General features: G+C 67.3%; 16 protein-coding genes and 1 pseudogene. 10 read left to right on the forward strand and 7 right to left on the reverse strand.

Annotated features, from left to right (window positions below):
- Positions 1-471: 471 nt before the first annotated feature.
- The 4 genes from ACFVDP_RS41515 to ACFVDP_RS41530 all read right to left on the reverse strand — a co-directional run bounded on the left by ACFVDP_RS41515 (position 472) and on the right by ACFVDP_RS41530 (position 5587).
- Positions 472-1626, reverse strand: a complete 1155-nt coding sequence (locus tag ACFVDP_RS41515; RefSeq protein ID WP_383502284.1) for an acyl-CoA dehydrogenase — start codon at positions 1624-1626, stop codon at positions 472-474.
- On the reverse strand, positions 1623-2426 hold the full coding sequence (locus tag ACFVDP_RS41520; protein WP_383502286.1) for a DapH/DapD/GlmU-related protein: 804 nt from the start codon (positions 2424-2426) through the stop codon (positions 1623-1625). Before ACFVDP_RS41520 ends, ACFVDP_RS41515 begins: the two co-directional genes overlap by 4 nt.
- 448 nt (positions 2427-2874) lie before the next feature.
- On the reverse strand, positions 2875-4347 hold the full coding sequence (locus ACFVDP_RS41525) for a hypothetical protein (RefSeq protein ID WP_383502289.1): 1473 nt from the start codon (positions 4345-4347) through the stop codon (positions 2875-2877).
- Between the two features lie 232 nt (positions 4348-4579).
- A complete protein-coding gene (locus ACFVDP_RS41530; protein ID WP_383502292.1) occupies positions 4580-5587 on the reverse strand; it encodes a hypothetical protein in 1008 nt (335 codons plus the stop codon).
- 270 nt (positions 5588-5857) lie between these two features.
- On the opposite strand from ACFVDP_RS41530, the gene ACFVDP_RS41535 reads away from it, so the two are divergent.
- Complete coding sequence (locus ACFVDP_RS41535; protein ID WP_383502294.1) at positions 5858-6337, forward strand: NUDIX domain-containing protein; 480 nt, start codon at positions 5858-5860, stop codon at positions 6335-6337.
- Between the two features lie 768 nt (positions 6338-7105).
- Here ACFVDP_RS41535 and ACFVDP_RS41540 read toward each other — a convergent pair.
- Genes ACFVDP_RS41540 through ACFVDP_RS41550 form a run of 3 tightly spaced genes read right to left on the reverse strand, consistent with a single transcriptional unit; the run spans position 7106 to position 10754 of the window.
- On the reverse strand, positions 7106-9061 hold the full coding sequence (locus ACFVDP_RS41540) for a DUF3732 domain-containing protein (RefSeq protein WP_383502297.1): 1956 nt from the start codon (positions 9059-9061) through the stop codon (positions 7106-7108).
- Entirely contained in the window at positions 9058-9549 is a 492-nt protein-coding gene (locus tag ACFVDP_RS41545; protein WP_383502300.1) for a three component ABC system middle component, read from the reverse strand. Before ACFVDP_RS41545 ends, ACFVDP_RS41540 begins: the two co-directional genes overlap by 4 nt.
- Positions 9546-10754 (reverse strand): ABC-three component system protein, encoded by a 1209-nt coding sequence (locus ACFVDP_RS41550; RefSeq protein WP_383502303.1) that lies wholly within the window; start codon positions 10752-10754, stop codon positions 9546-9548. The genes ACFVDP_RS41545 and ACFVDP_RS41550 overlap by 4 nt, the downstream gene beginning before the upstream one ends.
- Before the next feature lie 256 nt (positions 10755-11010).
- On the opposite strand from ACFVDP_RS41550, the gene ACFVDP_RS41555 reads away from it, so the two are divergent.
- The 9 genes and pseudogenes from ACFVDP_RS41555 (at position 11011) to ACFVDP_RS41595 (ending at position 18428) form a co-directional block, all read left to right on the forward strand.
- The gene (locus ACFVDP_RS41555) at positions 11011-11787 is read left to right on the forward strand and encodes a hypothetical protein (protein ID WP_383502306.1); all 777 of its coding nucleotides are present in this window, start codon (positions 11011-11013) and stop codon (positions 11785-11787) included.
- A gap of 46 nt (positions 11788-11833) precedes the next feature.
- Positions 11834-12373, forward strand: a complete 540-nt coding sequence (locus ACFVDP_RS41560; RefSeq protein WP_383502309.1) for a winged helix-turn-helix domain-containing protein — start codon at positions 11834-11836, stop codon at positions 12371-12373.
- A complete protein-coding gene (locus ACFVDP_RS41565; protein WP_383502430.1) occupies positions 12370-12918 on the forward strand; it encodes a transposase in 549 nt (182 codons plus the stop codon). The genes ACFVDP_RS41560 and ACFVDP_RS41565 overlap by 4 nt, the downstream gene beginning before the upstream one ends.
- A gap of 239 nt (positions 12919-13157) precedes the next feature.
- Positions 13158-13379: a hypothetical protein gene (locus ACFVDP_RS41570; RefSeq protein WP_383502311.1), complete on the forward strand. Its 222-nt coding sequence runs from the start codon at positions 13158-13160 to the stop codon at positions 13377-13379.
- A gap of 611 nt (positions 13380-13990) precedes the next feature.
- A pseudogene (locus tag ACFVDP_RS41575) lies at positions 13991-14862 on the forward strand (IS5 family transposase).
- Positions 14863-14914: 52 nt separating this feature from the next.
- The gene (locus ACFVDP_RS41580; RefSeq protein WP_383502314.1) at positions 14915-15439 is read left to right on the forward strand and encodes an AAA family ATPase; all 525 of its coding nucleotides are present in this window, start codon (positions 14915-14917) and stop codon (positions 15437-15439) included.
- 741 nt (positions 15440-16180) lie between these two features.
- Complete coding sequence (locus ACFVDP_RS41585; RefSeq protein ID WP_383502317.1) at positions 16181-16987, forward strand: hypothetical protein; 807 nt, start codon at positions 16181-16183, stop codon at positions 16985-16987.
- Between the two features lie 113 nt (positions 16988-17100).
- Positions 17101-17361 (forward strand): hypothetical protein, encoded by a 261-nt coding sequence (locus ACFVDP_RS41590; protein ID WP_383502320.1) that lies wholly within the window; start codon positions 17101-17103, stop codon positions 17359-17361.
- Positions 17362-17471: 110 nt separating this feature from the next.
- Positions 17472-18428, forward strand: a complete 957-nt coding sequence (locus tag ACFVDP_RS41595) for a conjugal transfer protein (RefSeq protein ID WP_383502323.1) — start codon at positions 17472-17474, stop codon at positions 18426-18428.
- Positions 18429-18434: the final 6 nt, after the last annotated feature.

Genomic DNA, 18434 nt, shown 5'->3' on the forward strand with positions numbered 1-18434 from the left:
GTCTGCTCCGCAGACACGACGCGCCGCCGCTACGCGGCGGTTCCCACGCTTCGCGTGGGAAGAACTCCCCGGCTTCGCCGGGGAGTTGGCGTCACTCCGTGACGCCCTGGTCAGTATCGCTCCGCGATACTGACCAGCTCGGATCGCTCCGCGATCCGAGCTGTGCGGCCTGCGCTTCGCGCTGGCCTCATCGCTAACTAGAGGCGCCGGGTGGCCCTTGTCTTTCTGACGGGTCGTCAGTGGCAAGTGTGTCAAAGATGCTTCCCGGCTTGAGTATGGGCTAATTAGGCACCACCGTTAGAAGTCGAAGAACGGGCGAAGCAGTGGCTGGAAGGGAATCCGGCCACCGCTTCTTGAGGTGCCCTATGGGGCGCCGAGTTGTGTGTCATTTCCTGGGGCGGATCGTTTATGGATTGGTGTCTGGTGTCCGATGGTGCATGGCGGCGCGGTTTATCCGCGCCGCCATTCGGGTCAGTTGGGGTCGGTCAGGGTGCGGCCTACGGACCGGAGGAGAGCGTCGTGGATGCCGTCGGCGTAGAGGAGCCCTCCAAGGTCGGCGCGTGCCTTGCCGGTTGGGGAGTCTGCGCGGAAGCCGCTGGCTCCGATGAGCGGGGTGAGTTCCTGGACGGAGCGGTGGGCGGTCTCGACGCCGTGGACCTTGATGGCGCGTGCCCAGAGGTCGGCGTGGGTGCTGTGCTGGGCGGTGAGCCGGGTTGCGGTGATGGTGGCCAGGAGGGCCGCGTGGAGGCTGGTGTGGGTGTGTCCGAGGGTGGTGAGGGTGGTGTCTCGGAGGCGGGGCAGGAGGCGTGTTTGGGTGCGGGCTTGGAGGGTGGTCAGGACATGGTGGTGGATGCCTGCGGCAGTGCCGAGGGCGATGGCGGAGACGAGGGGGCGGAAGGCGGTGAAGTGGTCGCGGAAGATGCGTTCGCCGTCCCCGTCAGGGGTGGTGAGGATGTTCTCTTCGGGGACTTTGACGTCTTGGAGTTGGAGGGTTCCCCAGGCCCATCCGGCGAGTCCGGAGGGGGTTTCGGGGAATCGGGTGACGCCGTCGGATTCGGCGGGGACGACGGCGGCTTGAATGCGGCCGTTGGGGTCTTTGGCGAATACGACGAAGGCTGCGGATTCCTTCAGGCGGGAGACCCAGCACTTTTCGCCGGTGAGGCGCCAGCCGTCGGCATGCGGGGTGAGGCGGGTGGTGATCTCGGTCAGTCGGCTGCCGCCGTGCCGCTCGGTCGCGGCGATGCCTACCAGGGCACCGGAGTTGATCCGGGCTGCCCAGATGGTACGGAGGGCAGGGGTTGCGTGGCGGAGGATCATGCGGCCGTGGCCGGGGCCGATGGTGTCGCGGAGGTCGAGGTCGTGCCATCCGCAGATGAATCCGGCGAGGGCTGCTGTGGTGGCGGCATTGGCCGGGTCGCCGTGGGGGCTGGGCGTGTAGGGGGCAAGGGCCGTGCGGACGGCGAGGAGGCGTTCGGCGGGGGTTGTGGCCGTGGTGGTGGCGAGGGTGGTGGTGAGTGCCGTTTCCAGGCGGCGGAGTTCGGTGAGGTGGCGGTGGGTGAGGAAGGGCCAGGCTGCGTGGTGCAGGGGCTCGATCCAGTGGGTGAGCGCGGGGGCGGGGGTGGTCACAGCTGGGCTCCCGTCTCGGTGGTGGGCCGGACGCGGGCGGGGTTGCCGTAGGCGGTGGCGTGGGCGGGGATGGTGCGGGTGACGACGGAGCCTGCGCCGATGAGGGCGTGGGCGCCGATGGTGACGCCGCCGAGGATGGTGGAGCCGGTGCCGACCTTGGCGCCGGTCTTGAAGTGCGGGGGAACGAGGTCGGGTTCCTGGCCGGTGGTGTCGTTCCAGATGAGGTGCTTGTCGTTGATGGTGCGGATGCCCGCGCCGAGGAAGACGCGGTCCTCGGCGATGACGGCAGAGGTGATGTGGGAGAGCGGGGAGCAGCGGACCCAGTTGCCGAAGGTGCAGGCGCGTTCGATGACGAGTCCGTGTCCGATGTTGCAGTGGGCGCCGAGGGTGGTGTGGCTGCGGATGAGGGTGCGGTGTCCGATGGCGGTGTCGGTGCCGATGGTGGTTCCGGCGTAGAGGATGGCGCCGGAGCGGATGGTGGTGCCTGCGGCGATGGTGGTGATGGCGCCGGTGCCGGTGTAGGTGTGGCCGACGGCGTAGCCCTGTTCGGGCTTGCCGAGGGTGGCGTGGTCCTCGATGCGGACGCTGGCGGCGATGCGGGTGCCGCCGTGGATGAGGGTTCCGGCGCCGATGTGCGTGTGGTCGCCGATGAGGATGGGGCGGATCTGGCCGGTCTCGTCCTGCGGCGCGAAGCGGACGTCGGGGTCGATCTGGCAGTTGGCGCCGATCGTGAGGAGTCCGGCGGCTTCGAGCTTGGTCCAGTCGCGGGTGTCGATCCGGGCGGGCTGACGGGAAGTCATGGAGGTGCCTTTCGTTGCCGTTCGGGTCTTCGAGTGCTGGCCGACTGCCACCGCCGACCAACAAGACAACTATAACCTTCACTCTGTCCCGTCGTGGGGATTTCGGCACATCCAACGGCACTTCTTTTCCCAGGTCACACGGCGCGCAGCGCCCCTCTGGCGCGGAGCGGCAGAGCACTCAAATCCGGCAGCGCGGAGCGGTGCCGTCAGAACAGCCACGAAGTGGCTGGGCATCCCGTCGGCGCCCGCGCCGACACCCGCCGCGTAGCGGCGGCGCGTCGTGTCTGCGGAGCAGACCGCGCGCTGAAATACCGTGCTACGCCCCCCTACTTCCCGTACCTGGCAGGGGGCAGGCGTGTCGGGCCGCAGGCTCGACTCGGATGTCCCCTGCCCGCTCGGGTGCTGCTCCCCGACCTCTGCTGCGCTCAGCCGCTACGGGGTGATGTGGTTACTTGCGACTCTGGCCGCGCAGCACGTCGAGCACGTCCCCGGGCATGAGCCGGTCACGGTACAGAAGCGCCCATGCGACGGCGCCGACCACGGCGACGATCTGGGTGGACCCGGCGGCCGACAGATCAGACAGTCCCGCGGCAATGGCGGCGCCGGCCATCACCACCCCGAGGACGATCAGGCGCACCCACTCCCGGTTGACCACGGGGTCTATACCGTCCAGATCTTCGGGATCGAGCAGGGAAAGTGTGCTGCCCTCCGCGTACCGATCCGCGATCTTCACCAGTAGGCGCGTCATGTCCTCGAAGACCTGGCCTGTGTCACCTTTGAGGTCCTGCCGAGTCTCGAGTTGCCTGATCGCTCCCACGACGTGGGCGGCGTGCTTTCGGTACTCGCGGCGTTGAGTGCCGCGCATGGGGCGGTGGCGGATCTTCCATGCGGACCACACCACGCTTTCTACCTCGGACAGGTCAACGCGAGGCGTGTCGAGAACGCGGCGAGGCGGGGAGTCGGTCTGGTAGTAGCGCCGCGCTGCGCCTACGCGGGCGACGCAGTCGACCAGTACGGCGACAGGTCGGACGCGACTGGCCGCCCCCGGGCGCAGGCTCAGCAGCGAGCGCAGCCACCACCCGCGAGGGAAGCGGTCGATGAAGCCTGGGCTCCGCTTGTGGCCGCCTCCTTGAGTGACCGGCCCTGGCCTGCGGCCGAGTATTTTGCGCACGGCCCGAAAAGCAAGAATCAACGCCAGCAACAGGACAAGCCCGGACACCGCGATCGTCGCCTCGTTTGACCTCTCTTCCGGGGCAGCGAGTGCTGGAAGGTACTGGGTTGCCTTGCTCCAGATCGCCTCACCGGACACCCGGAGGGTCGCCACGATCTCCACGTCGACGGGTGGCTGGGCCGTCCCGACGGCGACCTGCCGTGTCGGTCCCCATAGGCCGCCTCCCGGCGCCCACCACGGAACGAGAGCCTTCGCGCTCGCCGCCCATACGTGGGAGGCCCATCTGGTGGCGGCATCGACGAGGCGGCCGAGGTTGAGCAGGATCTGCAGCAGGAGGAAGACCTTCGCGAGGTACGCGGCCGCGGCGAGCGGCGCGGCCTGGTGCCAAGCACGCAGCGCGGCGCGGACGTGCCGCCCGACGGGGAACAGCCGGTCGGCATCTGGGCCGAAGGGCCGTTTCGCCCAGGCCAGATGCTGCGCAGTCTTACGCCTGCTTCGCCGGAGATAGGCACCTACCGGACGGCCCAGAGTCCGTTCGTACACCCATGTGAGCAGTACCAGACCGGCAAACTCGGCCAGGTCAAGTGCCCTGTTGAGGAACCGCCGGACCCGCAGCGCATCGCGTGGGTCGGCGCTCTCCGATATCGACCATACGATCGCGCCCGGCACCGTGATCGCGAGGCTCACGGCGACCAGGAACATCACCGCATCAAAGACCGCTCCCAGCACGGCCCACAGGAGTGCGAGCATCCACATAGTTTCGCCGAACTCATCTTGCGGCGGGCCCTGTTGGGCTGTGACCTCGGGCACGAGGAGGGCTGCCGGCACGCGCCAGGCGGCAGCCGCCTCAGCCCCGATCCGGGATCACGATGCGGGAGCGGTCTCCTCGGCGGCCTGTTCCGGGGCAGCGACATCGGCGGCATCGGCCGCCATCTGATCCCAGTACTTGGCTTCGTGCTCGGCGCCTGCCCATGGATCGACGTCACCTCTGCAGCGCGTCAACCACTGTGGCTGCAGGCGGACGTTCGGTCTGTCCCAGGTATCGGATCCCTGGGATCTGGGGGGGTGTGGGGGAGTCTTTGCCGATGGGGTGCCGGCGGTTGGTGGCGGTGTACCAACCGAAGCGTTCGTCCCACACCAGCGCGGGTACCGGTGCGCCATCGAGGAGCTGCACAGCCGCGGCCAGGGCGCCGCTGTGCAGTTGTGTCACGTCCGCTTGGGCGGGCTCGACGTAGCTGGCTGCGGCCAGGGCGTCGATGACGGACTGGACGTAGGGACGTACCGCGCGTACGCGCTGTTCGGTGTCCGCTGCGGCCAGCGCGCGGCGGTGGGTGATCTTCGGGTAGCCGAGGCGTTGCGCGGCCTGCAGGGGGGTGAGGTCGGGCTCTGTCTCGAGGAGGTCGGTGATGTGGCGGCCTCTGAGAGTGGCGAGGTGGGCGGTCGCGGTGGTCATGGCGATGCCGAGCTCGTCCACGACGGTGGTGGCAGTCACGGCCGGGTCCTGGTTAAGGAGTTCGGTGACGCGGTCGAGGATCTGTTCGCGCGGGACGAGGTCGCCGCTGCCCTGCGGGCGGCCGCCGGCGCGTTGGGAGCCGCGGCCCGGGCGGGAATCACGGAAGGACCGCACCGCGTGCCGCGGCCAGTGCTCCACTCCCCCGATCAACTGCAGGTGGTCGGCCACTGCGGGATCGCGCTTGTAGGTGTTCCAGGTCGTCACGCCCACGCCGCATTCCGCGGCTGCCTCGTGCCGGTCCAGCAGGTCCTCACCGTTCTCGTCCGCGGGCAGGGCTGGCACCGGCTGGCCGGCGAGATGGGCGGCCGTCTGCTCGCCGTCCCACAGCAGCTTCTGTGCCTCGGGCGAACTGACCGGCGCCGGGAACCCCTCGGCTGTGTAGGGGCGGGTGTTGCGCAGCGTCTTCTCCGACACGCCCAGCACCCTCGCGAGATCCGCCAGCGTCTGTACCCGCTCGGCGCGCCCTGCCCTGATCATTCCGCTCTCCCGACCCCTTGGGGCGTGATCGACCCACGCCTGGCAAGAAAACTCTAACCCTCCCTCTGCCCCAAAACGGGTTGATGGTGGCTATGCTGGGGTTGCCCTGGCCGCGGGTTCCCGTTGCTTGGGTCTTCGAGGGCCGGCGCCCTTGCCACCCGCCCGTGCGGACTGGGCGCCGGCCAACAACCCAGACGCCTCACCCCAGACCTGGCCTGCCCTCGTCGAATCGGGCGCGACCGGCGCCAACACCGGGTTACATTCGCCTCCATGGTCCTTCCGGAAGCCGAATACGACCGGTCCCTGCCCCGCAAGCGCGTCGCCGCCGGGGTTCTCTTCTTCGACGACCAGGACCGCGTCCTGCTCGTCGACCCCATCTACAAAGACCCCTGGGAGATCCCCGGCGGCGCCGTCGAAGCCGACGAGTCCCCCAAGGCCGGCGCCCGCCGCGAAGTGAAGGAAGAACTCGGCCTCGACGTACAGCCCGGCCGCCTCCTCGCCATCGACTGGGCACCTCCCCGCCCCGGCCGCAGCGAAAGCACCGCCTACATCTTCGACGGCGGCCACCTCACCACCGAACAGCACACCGCCATCCAACTCCAGGCCGACGAACTCCGCGCCTACAAATACGTCGCCGCCGACGAACTCGACGAGCGGTTGCTGCCCGTCCTCGCCCGCCGCGTCCGCGCCTCTGCCCAAGCATGCCGGCAAGGCACCACCCTCTACCTCGAGAACGGCCAGTCAGCCTGACGCAGCTGTCCGCACCGCACCGCTCAGACATCGCCAGAGCATCTTGAGCGTCTACCGCTTCGAACAGGGCGGGCAGCCGAACTACCGCAAGAGCGTCGATCGGAGAGCTCGGGGCGAGCGTGGCATCGCCGGGTCATCGCAGTCTGCTTCTGGAACCAGACCATAGACGGGTTACTGCGCAGGCTGTTTCACTAAGTGGGCCACATAGATGTCAATTAAGTGGTCCACTAGTCCCGGTTGACATTCGGACCGAATGTCAACCGCGCTTGGGCATGATCCAAGTACACACGAACGAGGGCCGACCCCGCGCCGGGAAGCTTGAGGCGGCCCACGCCCGTGAGCAGGAACTACCGGCCGCGGAAGCAGAGGTAGAGGATCAAAGCCGCAATGGTGTCTGCTAACACCGCTGCGGAAAGATCCCCAAGCCATCGCTTCACGCGGCCGTAGTGCTCACTGGCCCTGATCTGCGACGCCCGCCTCCAGGTGCGGCGGCCAATGATGCGCCACCGCTCCCGCTCCGTGACAAGCCACATGCGCCGGGGCATGCTGCTCTTCCTCGACTCTCCGTGAGTGCTGCGTCTGCACAGGTTCGTGCGCGCCCGGAGGCCTCACGGCTACCCGCCGGGGAGCCAAGGAAGAGACGTTTCCCGTGGGAAGTATCCAGGACCCACAATGCAATTGTTTGGGAAACGTACAGATCCATGTGGACGTCTGAACGCGTCGTCAACGACCCCGCGTCCGAGACCGAGCGCAGACTTTACTGTTGCGCTAGTCAGCCACGTTGCCTGTCATCCAGTGCTCGGGAACCAGGGCTTTCCCGTTAGCAAGGCGCCAGCGCTCCCTCACCGCGCTGCGGAAGGGTTCGGCGTCCAGGTCCGCATGTTCAACGACGATGACCTGGAAGTCACCGCCGAGAGTGTCGATGGTGCTCTGGACCGTCTTGTAGACGTTGAGAAGTGTGGCGTGTGCGGCTCCGAAACCGCCGTCGCGCGTGTCGTCGGGGAACCCTGCTTGGGATGGCTGATCGAGGATGAGGAAGCGCGGGACGGGGCTGTCCATCTCGGAGAACCACTCGTGGAGGCTGAGCATGGTCGCGATGTGGTAGCCCAGGTAGTTCTGGCCGCTTCCCATCTGAGCCATCTTGGTAGGTCCGCGAGGTGAGTCGGCGATCAGAGTCAGTGCCTGGGGATCGAGCCGGAGGGGCTCGTACCGATGCTCCAGCTGCAGCGCGATCGCCTTGGCCTGGATCTTCCGGTTGACCAAGGACAGGTAACTGCTGATCACGTCCTGCTGGACCGTGCCGGCCAGTTCCTCTTCGAGCTCTGCGATTTCCGTAGTGAGTTCGTCGCGACGGTCCGGGTCGGGTGCTGCCTGAGTGTGACGCGCCATGGTGTCGAGGAAGAGGCTGATGCGGCCGTGCACGACCGCCGCCTGGCGCTGTGCGTCGTCCTGCGCGGTCGAACGCTGGCCTGCGCTGAAGACCTCCGTTTGTTCTTGGTTGCGGGCCAGAGCGCTGCGCAGGTCGGTCAGCGACTCTTCCTCTTGGGCGATGCGTGCGTTGATGTCCGGGGTGGCCTCTCCCATGGTGGTCATCTCCGCGTTCAGCCGCCCGAGGTCGCGTTGCATGAGCCGGGCTGTGTCGGTCGCGTCGTCGACGTGGCTCCCGCATATAGGGCACTGTGTGAACTGATCCGGATCGGCCGAGGAGGCCCGCGGCAGGAGGCCGAGGGTGGCCAGGCGGGCGTGCTGCTCGTGGGCCTGGCCGAGGAAGGCGTCCTTCTCGCGTGCGATGGACTTGAGGTTGGAGATTCTCATACGGGTCTGGGCGTAGGTGTCGCGCAGTTCCCGGCGTTCTTCGTTGAGCGCTGAGAGCGGGTCATCGCTGCGTGCCGGCTGGAGGTCTGTCACGGGCCGCGGCTCGGTGACCCGGCGCAGTCTCTGCACGATCTCGTCCTGTGCCAAGACACTGCTGGCAGGGGCGGGATCGAGCAGGTTGGCCTCTATTGCCTCGGTGAACAGGGCAGCGGCTGTCCCCGAAGCGGGCTGGAAGGGGCGGGCCTCGTCGTGACGCTCCTGCTCCCGGGTGAGCTCACGTCGCAAGAGCTTGAGCTGGTGCTCGCGTCGGGCTCGCTCAGGATCGACGGCGCCGAGAAAGTACGGGAGCATCGCTCGCAGAGCTGCCGGGTGAAAGTCCTGGTTCTGTGCGTGAAAGAGCAGGTCCTGGTTGGCGACCTCGTTCTGTTCCTGCAGGCAGAAGAACATGCCATGCCGGACTGACGGAGGTATCTGGCGCACGCTGCGAGCCACGGGCAGGCGCACCGCAGGGTCGATGCCGGCGAACTTCGACAGGACTCTCTTTGCAATGTCGAGCGGCATGGAGAAGTCCAGCTCTGACAGGGCGGGTGGCGGGGCGCCCTGGGCCTGGAACTCGACGCACAGGGTGGTGGCGCTCGCGGCCTTGCGCACTGGGGCAGGCCGCGCGACGAACAGCTGCTCCTCACCCTTGACGAGAGTGAGGGCGAAGACGTGCACGAAGTCGCGCAGCGCAGCACCGCGGATGACGAAGCCGTCGCTGCCCAGGCAGTAGTCGACGATGGTGAGGATGGCGCTCTTTCCTCGTCGGGGGTCCCCTGTGATGATGTTGAGTGCACCCGTCTGGAAGGGGACGGTCCGTATCTCTCCCTTCTTGTTGTAGAGGGAGATTGCGCTGATCTGGAACGTCAAGGCCGTACTCCTAGCAAGGTCATGACGGTGCTGATGCTTCCGGTGCTGGGTAGCCAGCGTCCCAGCAGACGCGCGGCCTTCTGGATCTCGATGACGTCCTCGCTCTCACCGGTGATCGTCTGTCTCAGGGCTCCGCTGGGGACGAAGAGTCGGCCCTGGCTATCGCAGGCGAGTAGTTGTGACTGCAACGCCATCAGCAGTCCCGGTCGGACGGTGTCTGCCAGCGCCGTGGCATTCAAAGCCATGGAGGCCCGGACCGGGGTGTTCCCTTGGACCCAGCGGTTGAGGCCGCTTCTGACGGAGCTCGGCAGCACCGTACGTATCGCTGGCTGCAGCGCCATCACGGCGGACAGGGTCGCAACGGCGACCGGACAGGTCGTTCCGGCCTGTGCTTGGTGACCCTGCACAGCGCGGGCGGTCAGCAGGCCGGTGAACGCGGGGTTGTACAAGGCTCGCTCATCGCGGCTGAAGGCGTTGAACTGTGTCATTCGGTCGTCGATCCTGCCGGCTCAAGAAGAGCCACGAGACGAGCAGTGAAGTCCACGTGCCAGCCGACTCTCAGCTCGTCGGCCAGCATGTGGAACGAGCCCTTGGTCACGAACGGCTCGTCGCACTCGGGACGAATGCGTCGCTTGGCCTCGGCCATCGCCCACCGGTAGACGCCCTTGGCTGCTTCCACCTTCTGGGCCTCGGCCGCGTCGGGACCGAGAGTGTCGGCCATGTCGAGGAACAGGTCGTCCCATTCCTCGATCAGCCGCCGCTCGTAGCGGCTGATCTCCTGCGGGAGCACGAGCTGGTCTCTCAGCCACCGCGAGCGCTGTTCGAAGGCGCGCATGTAGTCGCGTACGGCTCTGTTCACCCGTGTCGACCCCAGCTGGATGAGTTCCAGCTGCCGCACGAAGGGTTCTCGTGCGTACTTGGCGAGGTCCGCCTCCATGAGGGCGACATCCTCATCAATGGGCAGGGTGGTGCGGGCGAACTGGTGACGTAGGTCAGAGAAGGCGCCATCGAATTCCAGGGCGGTGATCGCATCGACGCTCTCGTCGAGCAGGTGCACGATGGTGCGCTGGTAGAACCAGCCCTCCAGGTGCATCAGGAACGATGTGGCGTGTTCTCTCCCCACGGCGGTAACGGCGCTCTGGAGCAGCTTGTGTTCGACGTCTTTCACGTCAGGCGCGCCAGCCACCACCTGGATACGGGACACCATGTATTCCAACTGGGCATCGGAGAGCAGGTCGAAGGCGGCGAAGGCCTTCGCCAAGTCCGTGTTCGTGGAGGTCGCGCGGACGGCCTTGAGGGCCCGCAGCGCGCCGGTTTCGTCGCGTGGGGCCACTTCGGGCGGCTGCAGCACGCTGCCGACAGATCCAGTGGGCACGCTGGCCGTGGTGATCAGGATCAAATCGGTTTCATCCAGAGCGATCTGGTCCTGTGCAACGGCGAGACACCAGATGCGCAAGGTCTTCCACAGATCCACGCTCGCGTCAGTCAGACGCGTGCCCTGGGCGCGGTGTTTGAGCTGGTAGTACGTGCGCCCGTCCTCGTGGACCAACTCGATGTCGTCGCCTGCCTCGATAGCCAGCGACCAGTCCATCAGCCCGAGGCGGCTCACGCATAAGTAGAGCGCTTCTCGTAACTGGTAGACGTAGCCCAGAGCAGAGGCCGATGCCCTGAAGTCCACTTCCCGTTCAGCCACGCGTTGCCCACCCCCTTAGGCTGTCCGCGAGTGAGCAGATCTTGTCATGGAAATTGCACTGTTGACACCCTTTCATCTGACAGAGTTCGGTCGAAGGCGCCCTCCGTTGGTAGTCCTTTCTCTCGGCGTCTGTTGCCCTGTGGCATTGCGCAGACCGGCCCGGCCCTCACTTCAACCCTTCGGCGCCGGCAGCTGCCTCCGAGGGGCATTCCTGCAGGATATATACCTATCAGCACCAAAAGATTGGCTTATCGGCATGGATGCACATGAGGGCTTGTGGGTCGGCGATCACCAGATCTCCCGCCTCCAGGGCGGCCTCGACGACTCGCTGGTGGCGGCGTTCCGAGACGAGATGCTCTTTTGCGAAGAGATAAGCGTGCATGATGCGCACGGCCCGGGCACCGGTGCGTCCGAGCACCTCATATACAGGTTGGAAGGGCCCGGGCGCAGTATCGCTGAGAGGCTGGGTCTGCTCGGCATCAGCCACGAGGCGGCGTTGGACCATGTCAACGAGCTGCTGGACCAGCAGCGCTCGCCAGTGTTTCCACTCTCCAGGAAAGTGGAGCGCACCGCTCACGCACAGTTGGAGCGCGCCTTCCTTGAGGGGTACTCAGCTGCTGACTGGGTGCGGGACCTTGGAAAGGTACAGACTGATTCACAGCCGCATCCGTCCGGGCTTGGCGGGCCGGCATGGCTCATCGAGCAACTGCGCGACGCTTATCCGCCGCTAGCCCTACGCGCGACCTTGCTGGCCCTGCCGGATGCCGACGTGGTGATGTATGTCCACGAATCCGAGGGCGACCCCGACCCAGAGCTTTTTCATCTGTGCTCGACGGCGCTGGGGACCCTTCACAGCACGGCTGCGGAGCACGCACCTTTGGTTGTACTCACCGAGGGCAGCACCGACGTCGCCATACTGGAGCCAGCGCTGAAGCTGCTCTACCCACACCTGACAGACCTGGTGCGGTTCATGGACTACGGGCACCGTCCCAAGGGCGGAGCAGGCAACCTGCTACTGCGTTTGTGGGCGTGATGTCGGGAGGGCTGACAGAGGGAGTCAGTCGCGGTAGGCCGGAACCATGAGGTATCCGCAAGGTGGTGGCCTGACGGCCGAGCGGCGGGCCTTTCGCGAGGGAGTGCGCCTGCAAGCGGCCGAGATGTTCTCCGCAGGCGACGGCAACACGGTGGTGGCGAAACAGCTGCGAGTCAGCGTTCGTTCGGTGCAGCGCTGGCGCCGTGCCTGGCAGGCCGGCGGGGATGGCTTCCTGTGTTCCAGGGGCTCGGCGGCCCGGCCCAAGCTGAGCGAGAAGCTGTTCGCGGTGTTGGAGGAGGAACTCGCCAAGGGGCCTGTTGCGCACGGCTGGCAGGACCAGACATGGACCCTGGAGCGGATCAAGGTGCTGATCGGGCGCCGGTTCCATAAGACCATCACCCTGTCGACCATCGCGCAGATGCTGCGGCGCCACGGCTGGAGCCACCAGGTCCCGGCCAAGCGGGCCCTGGAGCGCGACGAGGACAAGGTGACCGGCTGGGTGAAGGACACATGGCCGCAGGTGGAAACACCGCGGCGGCGCTCGACGCCTTCATCGTCTTCGAAGACGAGGCCGGGTTCTCGATGACGCCGCCCACTTCCCGCACCTGGTCCAGGCGCGGGCACACGCCCGTGGTCCGGGTGCGAGGCCGTTCCCAACGCCGCTTCTCCATCGCCGCCCTGGCCTGCTACAAGCCCGGTGAACGGACACGTCTGATCTTCCGGCCCAAACAGCATCTCGATCACAAGCGAGGCGGCCGGCGCAGCTTCACCTGGAACGACTACCGCGACCTGCTGGCCACCGCCCATCAACAGCTCGGCGCCCCGTTGATACTGGTCTGGGACAATTTGAATGTGCATCTGGACGGCCGCTTGCGGGCCTTCATCGACGCCCACGACTGGATCACATCCTTCCAACTCCCTTCGTACGCACCCGACCTGAACCCCGTGGAAGGTGTCTGGTCACTACTCCGGCGCTCGGCGCAGTGCAACACCGCGTTCTCCGACCCGGACCACCTGATCCGCTCACTCCGCCGCACACTCCGCGAGATTCAGTACCGCCCCGAACTCATCGACGCATGCCTCGCCGCAACTGGCCTCACCCTCACGACAACACGCCCACAAACTCAGTAACCACTCCCCCCGGGCCGACCCCTGGACCTAGCGAGGTCCGGGGTCAGGGCAGTGCGCAGTTCCTCTGCCGTTACCTGCCCGGAGGCCTGCTTAACATGGGCTGGCATGGATTTCATCCCAGGCCGATCCATTTGGCCGACATGTACCGGTGCGCGGGCTGCGCAGCACTGAGGCGGTCTTGCGGGTGCGGAGTACCGGTTGGTTGGCTGGCCTGTCCGCTTACCAGGAGGGGGAACGCCGTGGCGACAGACGAGGCCGTGGGCGAGTCGGAGCACCTCAAGTCACTGATCATCAGCACTGCCCAAGAACTGTGGGACGACAAGGATGCCCTGGGGAAATTCCTCGCGGTGGTCCGCCGCAGCGAAGGGTTCGCCAAACTCGCCGATACGCTCGAGCAGTCCGACGCGCGGCCCGCCAAGCCGTCGTTCTTCGGGGTGCGCAGCACCGAGTTTCAGCTCTGATCCTGCAGTCCACGTCTGTGACCCTCCACGCTCTTCGTGGTGGGCCACAGACTGTTCACGTCGCTCCGCCGTCAGCTATTGGGGCCGGTGTCGGCTTCCAGGTCGAGCGGCGACGCGGGGAGAAGGACAAGACTCTCTCCTGGAAGACAGGAGAGAGGTGTCGGCGTCGGCGGACAGTACCCCACCCCTCCCCCACCAGGGGAGACAGCTCCCGTCGCCCTGATGCAGGGGCTGCTATTGGGCAACCCGGGAAAGCAAGGCGGGAAGGCAACGCGAGATAGCAACGGGGGAAGGCAACGGGGGAAGGCAACGCGGGAAGGCAACCTCCTTCCTCGGCGATGCTCTTCCCTTTCACGAACGGCGCCTTCTCGGGTGCTCAGCCCCTCATGCAGGACTGAGCCCGCGTCAGGCCGCAGACGGAGCTGTACCTCTTGGGGCCTGTCAGGCGACAGGTGCGGCGCGGCGGCCACTGCGGCGTAGGCGATGACCGCCAGCTTCGGCTCCGGAGGGGCCCACTTTGTACGACCGCTGCTGTCAGGAGGCACCCGGCGTTAGGTCGTGTCCGGCGGATCATGTGACGGTCGCCTCGCGTCGGGACCATTCTTCGGGTCGTGGGACGGGGTGATCTGACGAATGACGAGTGGGCGCGACTTGCGCCCCTTCTGCCGAAGACGGGCGGCCGGGGCGGGCGTTGGAACGACCACCGAACAGTGATCAACAGGATCCTGTTCCGGGCCCGCATGGGACTCCCGTGGCGGGATCTGCCGAACTGGTTCGGGAACTGGAAGACGGTCTATGAGCGTCATCGCCGCTGGTCGGCGGACGGCACCTGGGATCGGATCTTGCAAGCCGTCCAGGCCGATGCCGATGCCCGGGGCCGGATCGACTGGAGCATGGTGAGCGTGGACTCCACCTCGTGCCGAGCCCATCAGCACGCTGCCGGGACTTCGCGCAGGACGCCGCAAGTTCCGAAGCGGAGATCAACACCTCGGCAGCACCGCCCCGACGAAGGGCTCGGCCGTTCGCGAGGCGGTCTGACCTCCAAGATCCACCTTGCCGGAGAAGGTGACCTCCGCTGCTGATCACTCCTGGTCAGTGGGGCGACAGCCCGCAGCTGATCCCAGTCCTCGAACGCATCCGGGTCAAGCGCCTCGACGGTGGGCATCCGCGGACCCGTCCCGACCACTTGGGCGGCGATAAGGCATACAGCTCCCGCCGCAATCGCCGCTACCTGCGCAGACGCCAGATCAAACACACCATCCCGGAACCGAAGGACCAGCGGGCCAACCGAAGGCGCCGAGGAAGCAGAGGAGGCCGGCCAGCAGGCTTCGACAAGGAGAGATACAAGCGCCGCAACGAGGTCGAGCGCACGATCAACCGGCTCAAGCAATCCCGCGCCGTGGCTACGCGCTACGACAAGCGCGCCTACGTCTTCCACGGCACTGTCACCGTGGCTTCCGTCCGCCTGTGGCTCCGCTCGTGATCGGGCAGAAAATCGGTGGCTGATTGATCGGCCTCACTGCCACGATCTGGGTGTGACCTCGTTGTTCCTGATGGTCGGCCTGCCAGGGGCCGGAAAGACCACGCGGGCCCGACAGCTCGCCGTGGAGCACGGCGCGCTGCGTCTGACGCCCGACGACTGGATGATCCCCCTGTTCGGCGAGGCGGAGGCCGACGGGAAGCGCGACGTGCTGGAGGGGCGCATGCTCTGGCTCGCCCTGGAGGCGGTCAGACTGGGCACCAACGTCGTCGTGGACTACGGCTGCTGGTCACGGGACGAACGCTCTGCGATCCGCTGGCTCGTGGAGGCCGAGGAGGCATGCTTCCGCATGATCTACCTGCCGGTGGACGAGGAGACCCAACGCGCCCGTATCGCCCACCGCTGGGCGACCACCCCCGAAGAGACACTGCCGATGTCCGAGGCCAACATCATGCACGGGCGCGCGCATTTCGAGGAGCCCGACGCGGCGGAGTTGGAAAGCCCCAGAGTCGCCAGCCCGCCGCCCAGGTGGGTCGACTGGCGGGAGTGGACCGCCGACCGGTGGCCCTCGTTCGCGTGACCGCTGCGGCCCACGACGACTCAGCCGTACCAGCCGTGCCCTGCACCAGCCCGAAATGATCCGCCGGACAGGGCATAGCCCGATGGGTACTTGTACCGGTGTGACGCGACTTCAGTGGGCGCGCATCGTGGACCGCGCCGCCGAGATTGTCACCAGCTACGACGAGGTCGGCGGCTGCACGCTCCGTCAGGCTGGCCATTTTGAGGACGCCTCCCCGGGGGGCCACATCGACAGCCGCTGGCTGGTTGCTCTGTACGCGGGGTGGAACGCCTGGAACTGCAGTTTTCCAACGTGGGTCACTGCCTGGGGTACTCCAGGGCACTGATCGCAACGGGTCCGAGCAGCCGGTGTGACCAGATGTGGAATGGCGCGGCCACGCTCGTTGCGCAGGGGTGGAACGGGTGGAATTTCCTCCAAGGCGCAGCATCAGACGCAGTTCCACCCGCCTCCATTCCACGGCATCCACTCGCTTGTGCGCGCTCTTCGATGGCTCGGCAGGGCCGTTGCGTACGGCACGACATGGGTGCCTTGTGGGTGGACGTCGCTGCAGGCGTAGCCACAGCGACGTAGATCACCGCCGCTGGAGGCCTCTCGGCGATCCGGAGAGGTGCGGGTCACTGCCCTCGGGAGCGGGCCATTCTTTGGGCAAGTCGCTGACCTGCGCGGACGGGTGGTTGGGGTACTCGGCGGGGCAGTGGCGATGAGGAGAGTCCACGACACGTACTTGAAAGGGGTCGTGTCGTGGGAGCCACAACGCAGCGGGTGTTCGCAGGTCTGGACGCGGAGTGGGCGCTGGTGTGCGCCGATGCGGCTGCGTCGGCTGTCGTGCGCGACTGGGCTGTGCAAGCCGATGTCGCTGAGGCTGCAGAGCTGCCACGCGGTCTGCGTGAGCTCGTCTCGTTCTGCCAGCAGCGCGGTGCCGGCGTCGGTGACCGGTGGCTGCGTGCCCTGCTGGAACGTGCGGCCGGTGGGGGCGAGCAGGCGCAGCTGGCCGCGCGGGTGGTGGTGCAGGCGATGGTGCCGGGCATGGTGCGCCTGACTCAGTCGCTGCTCACCCCGGCCCGTGAGTTCGACGATGTCGCCCAGGTCGTTGTCGGCTGCCTGTACATGGTCGCCCGGGCGTTTCCGCTGCACCGGAAGTCCAAGGTCGCGTCAACGCTACTGCTGGAAACCCTGCATCACGCGAGCCGGGAGCTCGGCGGCGATGAGGCCCGCGATGTCCGGCTCGACGATCTGGGAGACGTGACCAGTACGGCGGGCGACGTCGCCGACAGGGTGGCGCACGCTCTGCTGATCGAGCGTGGCCGCGCTCATCGCATCGGCGATGTCACGGGGGCCGCCGATAGTTCTGAGGCTGAGCTGGTGGCGCTGCTGGGGTGGGGTGTTGACCGTGGGTGCCTGCCGCTGGAGCACGCCCGCGCGGTCGTGGACCTGGTGCGCGCGGAGGAGGGGCGGGTCGGTGCGGCGACGCCGGCTGCGCGCAAGCGCCGGTCGCGGGCGATCCGGTGGCTGCGGCCGGTGGCCGTCGAGTGGATGCGCGCGGCCTGATGCGCAGTGTGGAAATTGGTGCGCCGCCGTCGGTCACGTTTGGCGGCCGGCGCCTCCTTAGGGGTGTGAACGGCGGCGACAGCCGTCCCCAACGGGAGTTGAGGGAGGAAACCATGGGGATGAGGCACACGGCTCACACCGTCCCCGGGCCGGTCGGCCGCGCGGATCTGGATCTGCTGGCTTCGGCGCGGCACCGGATCAGGCAGCTGATCGCTCGGCTGGAGACGCTTCCTTTTACGGAAGACACCGCGCGTCTCGCGAGTGAGTATGTGGCGCAGGCCGGGCCGGTGCGCGAGGCATTCGACCGCTTCACACAGCTGGACGCGGCGGAGCGCGAGCGGCAGATGCGGGTGTGGAACGGGGCGGCGTCGTGAAGCGCCGCCACGCAGGGCATGCCCGCGACGCAGACGACGACGGTGCGCAGCCTGAGGAGCTTCGGGAGCAGGGCGGCTGGTGGACATCGCCGTCGACCGGGTCGGTGGCGGTGGCCACAAACACTTTGCGGCGTCTGGCCTGGGGACTGCTGATCGCGGGTCCGGTGTTGGGTGGTTGGGCGCTCGTGTCACAGCCCGCCGCCGACGCGCAGCCGGCTCCGACGGTGCAGAGCACAGGCAGTGACTCGGCCGGCCCGGGCGGGTTCGCGGAGATGTACGTGGCCGCGTTCCTGCGTGCTGGCGACGGATCCCAGAACGAGCTCGGCGCGTTCTACCCGCGCGCTGCGGATCTGGAGCTGGACGGCAAGGCCGACGCCGTCCAAGTCGGACAGATCGCCGCGGTCCGGGTGAAGGAGGTCGCGCCGGGCCGGTACTGGTCGGTGACCGTCGCCGTCCGCGTCCTGGAACCCACCGCAAAGAAGGAGGAGGAAGGGAGCAACGGCACTGGCGCCGGGCAGGAGGGGATCCGCCAGCGCTTCTTCCAGGTCCCCATCGAGGCGGACCATAGCGGCGGGGCGTTGGCCGCGCTCGCACTGCCCGCTGAGATCACCGCCCCGGGCGCGAGTGCTCCGAAGGCCGAACTCGCCTACGGTGCCCGGCTGCCGGCACAGGCATCCGATCCGGCCGTGGACACGCTGAGCCAGTTCTTCGGCGCCTACCTGGCCGGCAGCGGGCAGCTCGCCCGCTACCTCTCCCCCGGCACCCACCTCTCCCCTGTACGGCCCGCTCCCTACAGGTCGGCGTCCGTCGTCCAGGTTGCCGTAGAAGCGAAGTTCCGTGACAGCGACGGCGACGGACGGATCGGTGCTCCCGCGGGGCGGGAGCGGCTACGCCTGGTGGTCGACGTCAGGGCCGCCCGCCCCGATGGTGTCGCCCGCCCGCTGTCGTATGCGCTCACTCTCGCCGGCCGCGACGGCCGGTGGGAGGTCGCAGGCCTGGATGCCACCCCCGCCATCACCCTGCCCGACGTCTCTGCTGCACCAGCGGCGCCCTCTGCTGCTCAGTAAGGAGCA

The sequence above is a fragment of the Streptomyces sp. NPDC057694 genome, from assembly GCF_042799415.1.
GTDB lineage: Bacteria > Actinomycetota > Actinomycetes > Streptomycetales > Streptomycetaceae > Streptomyces.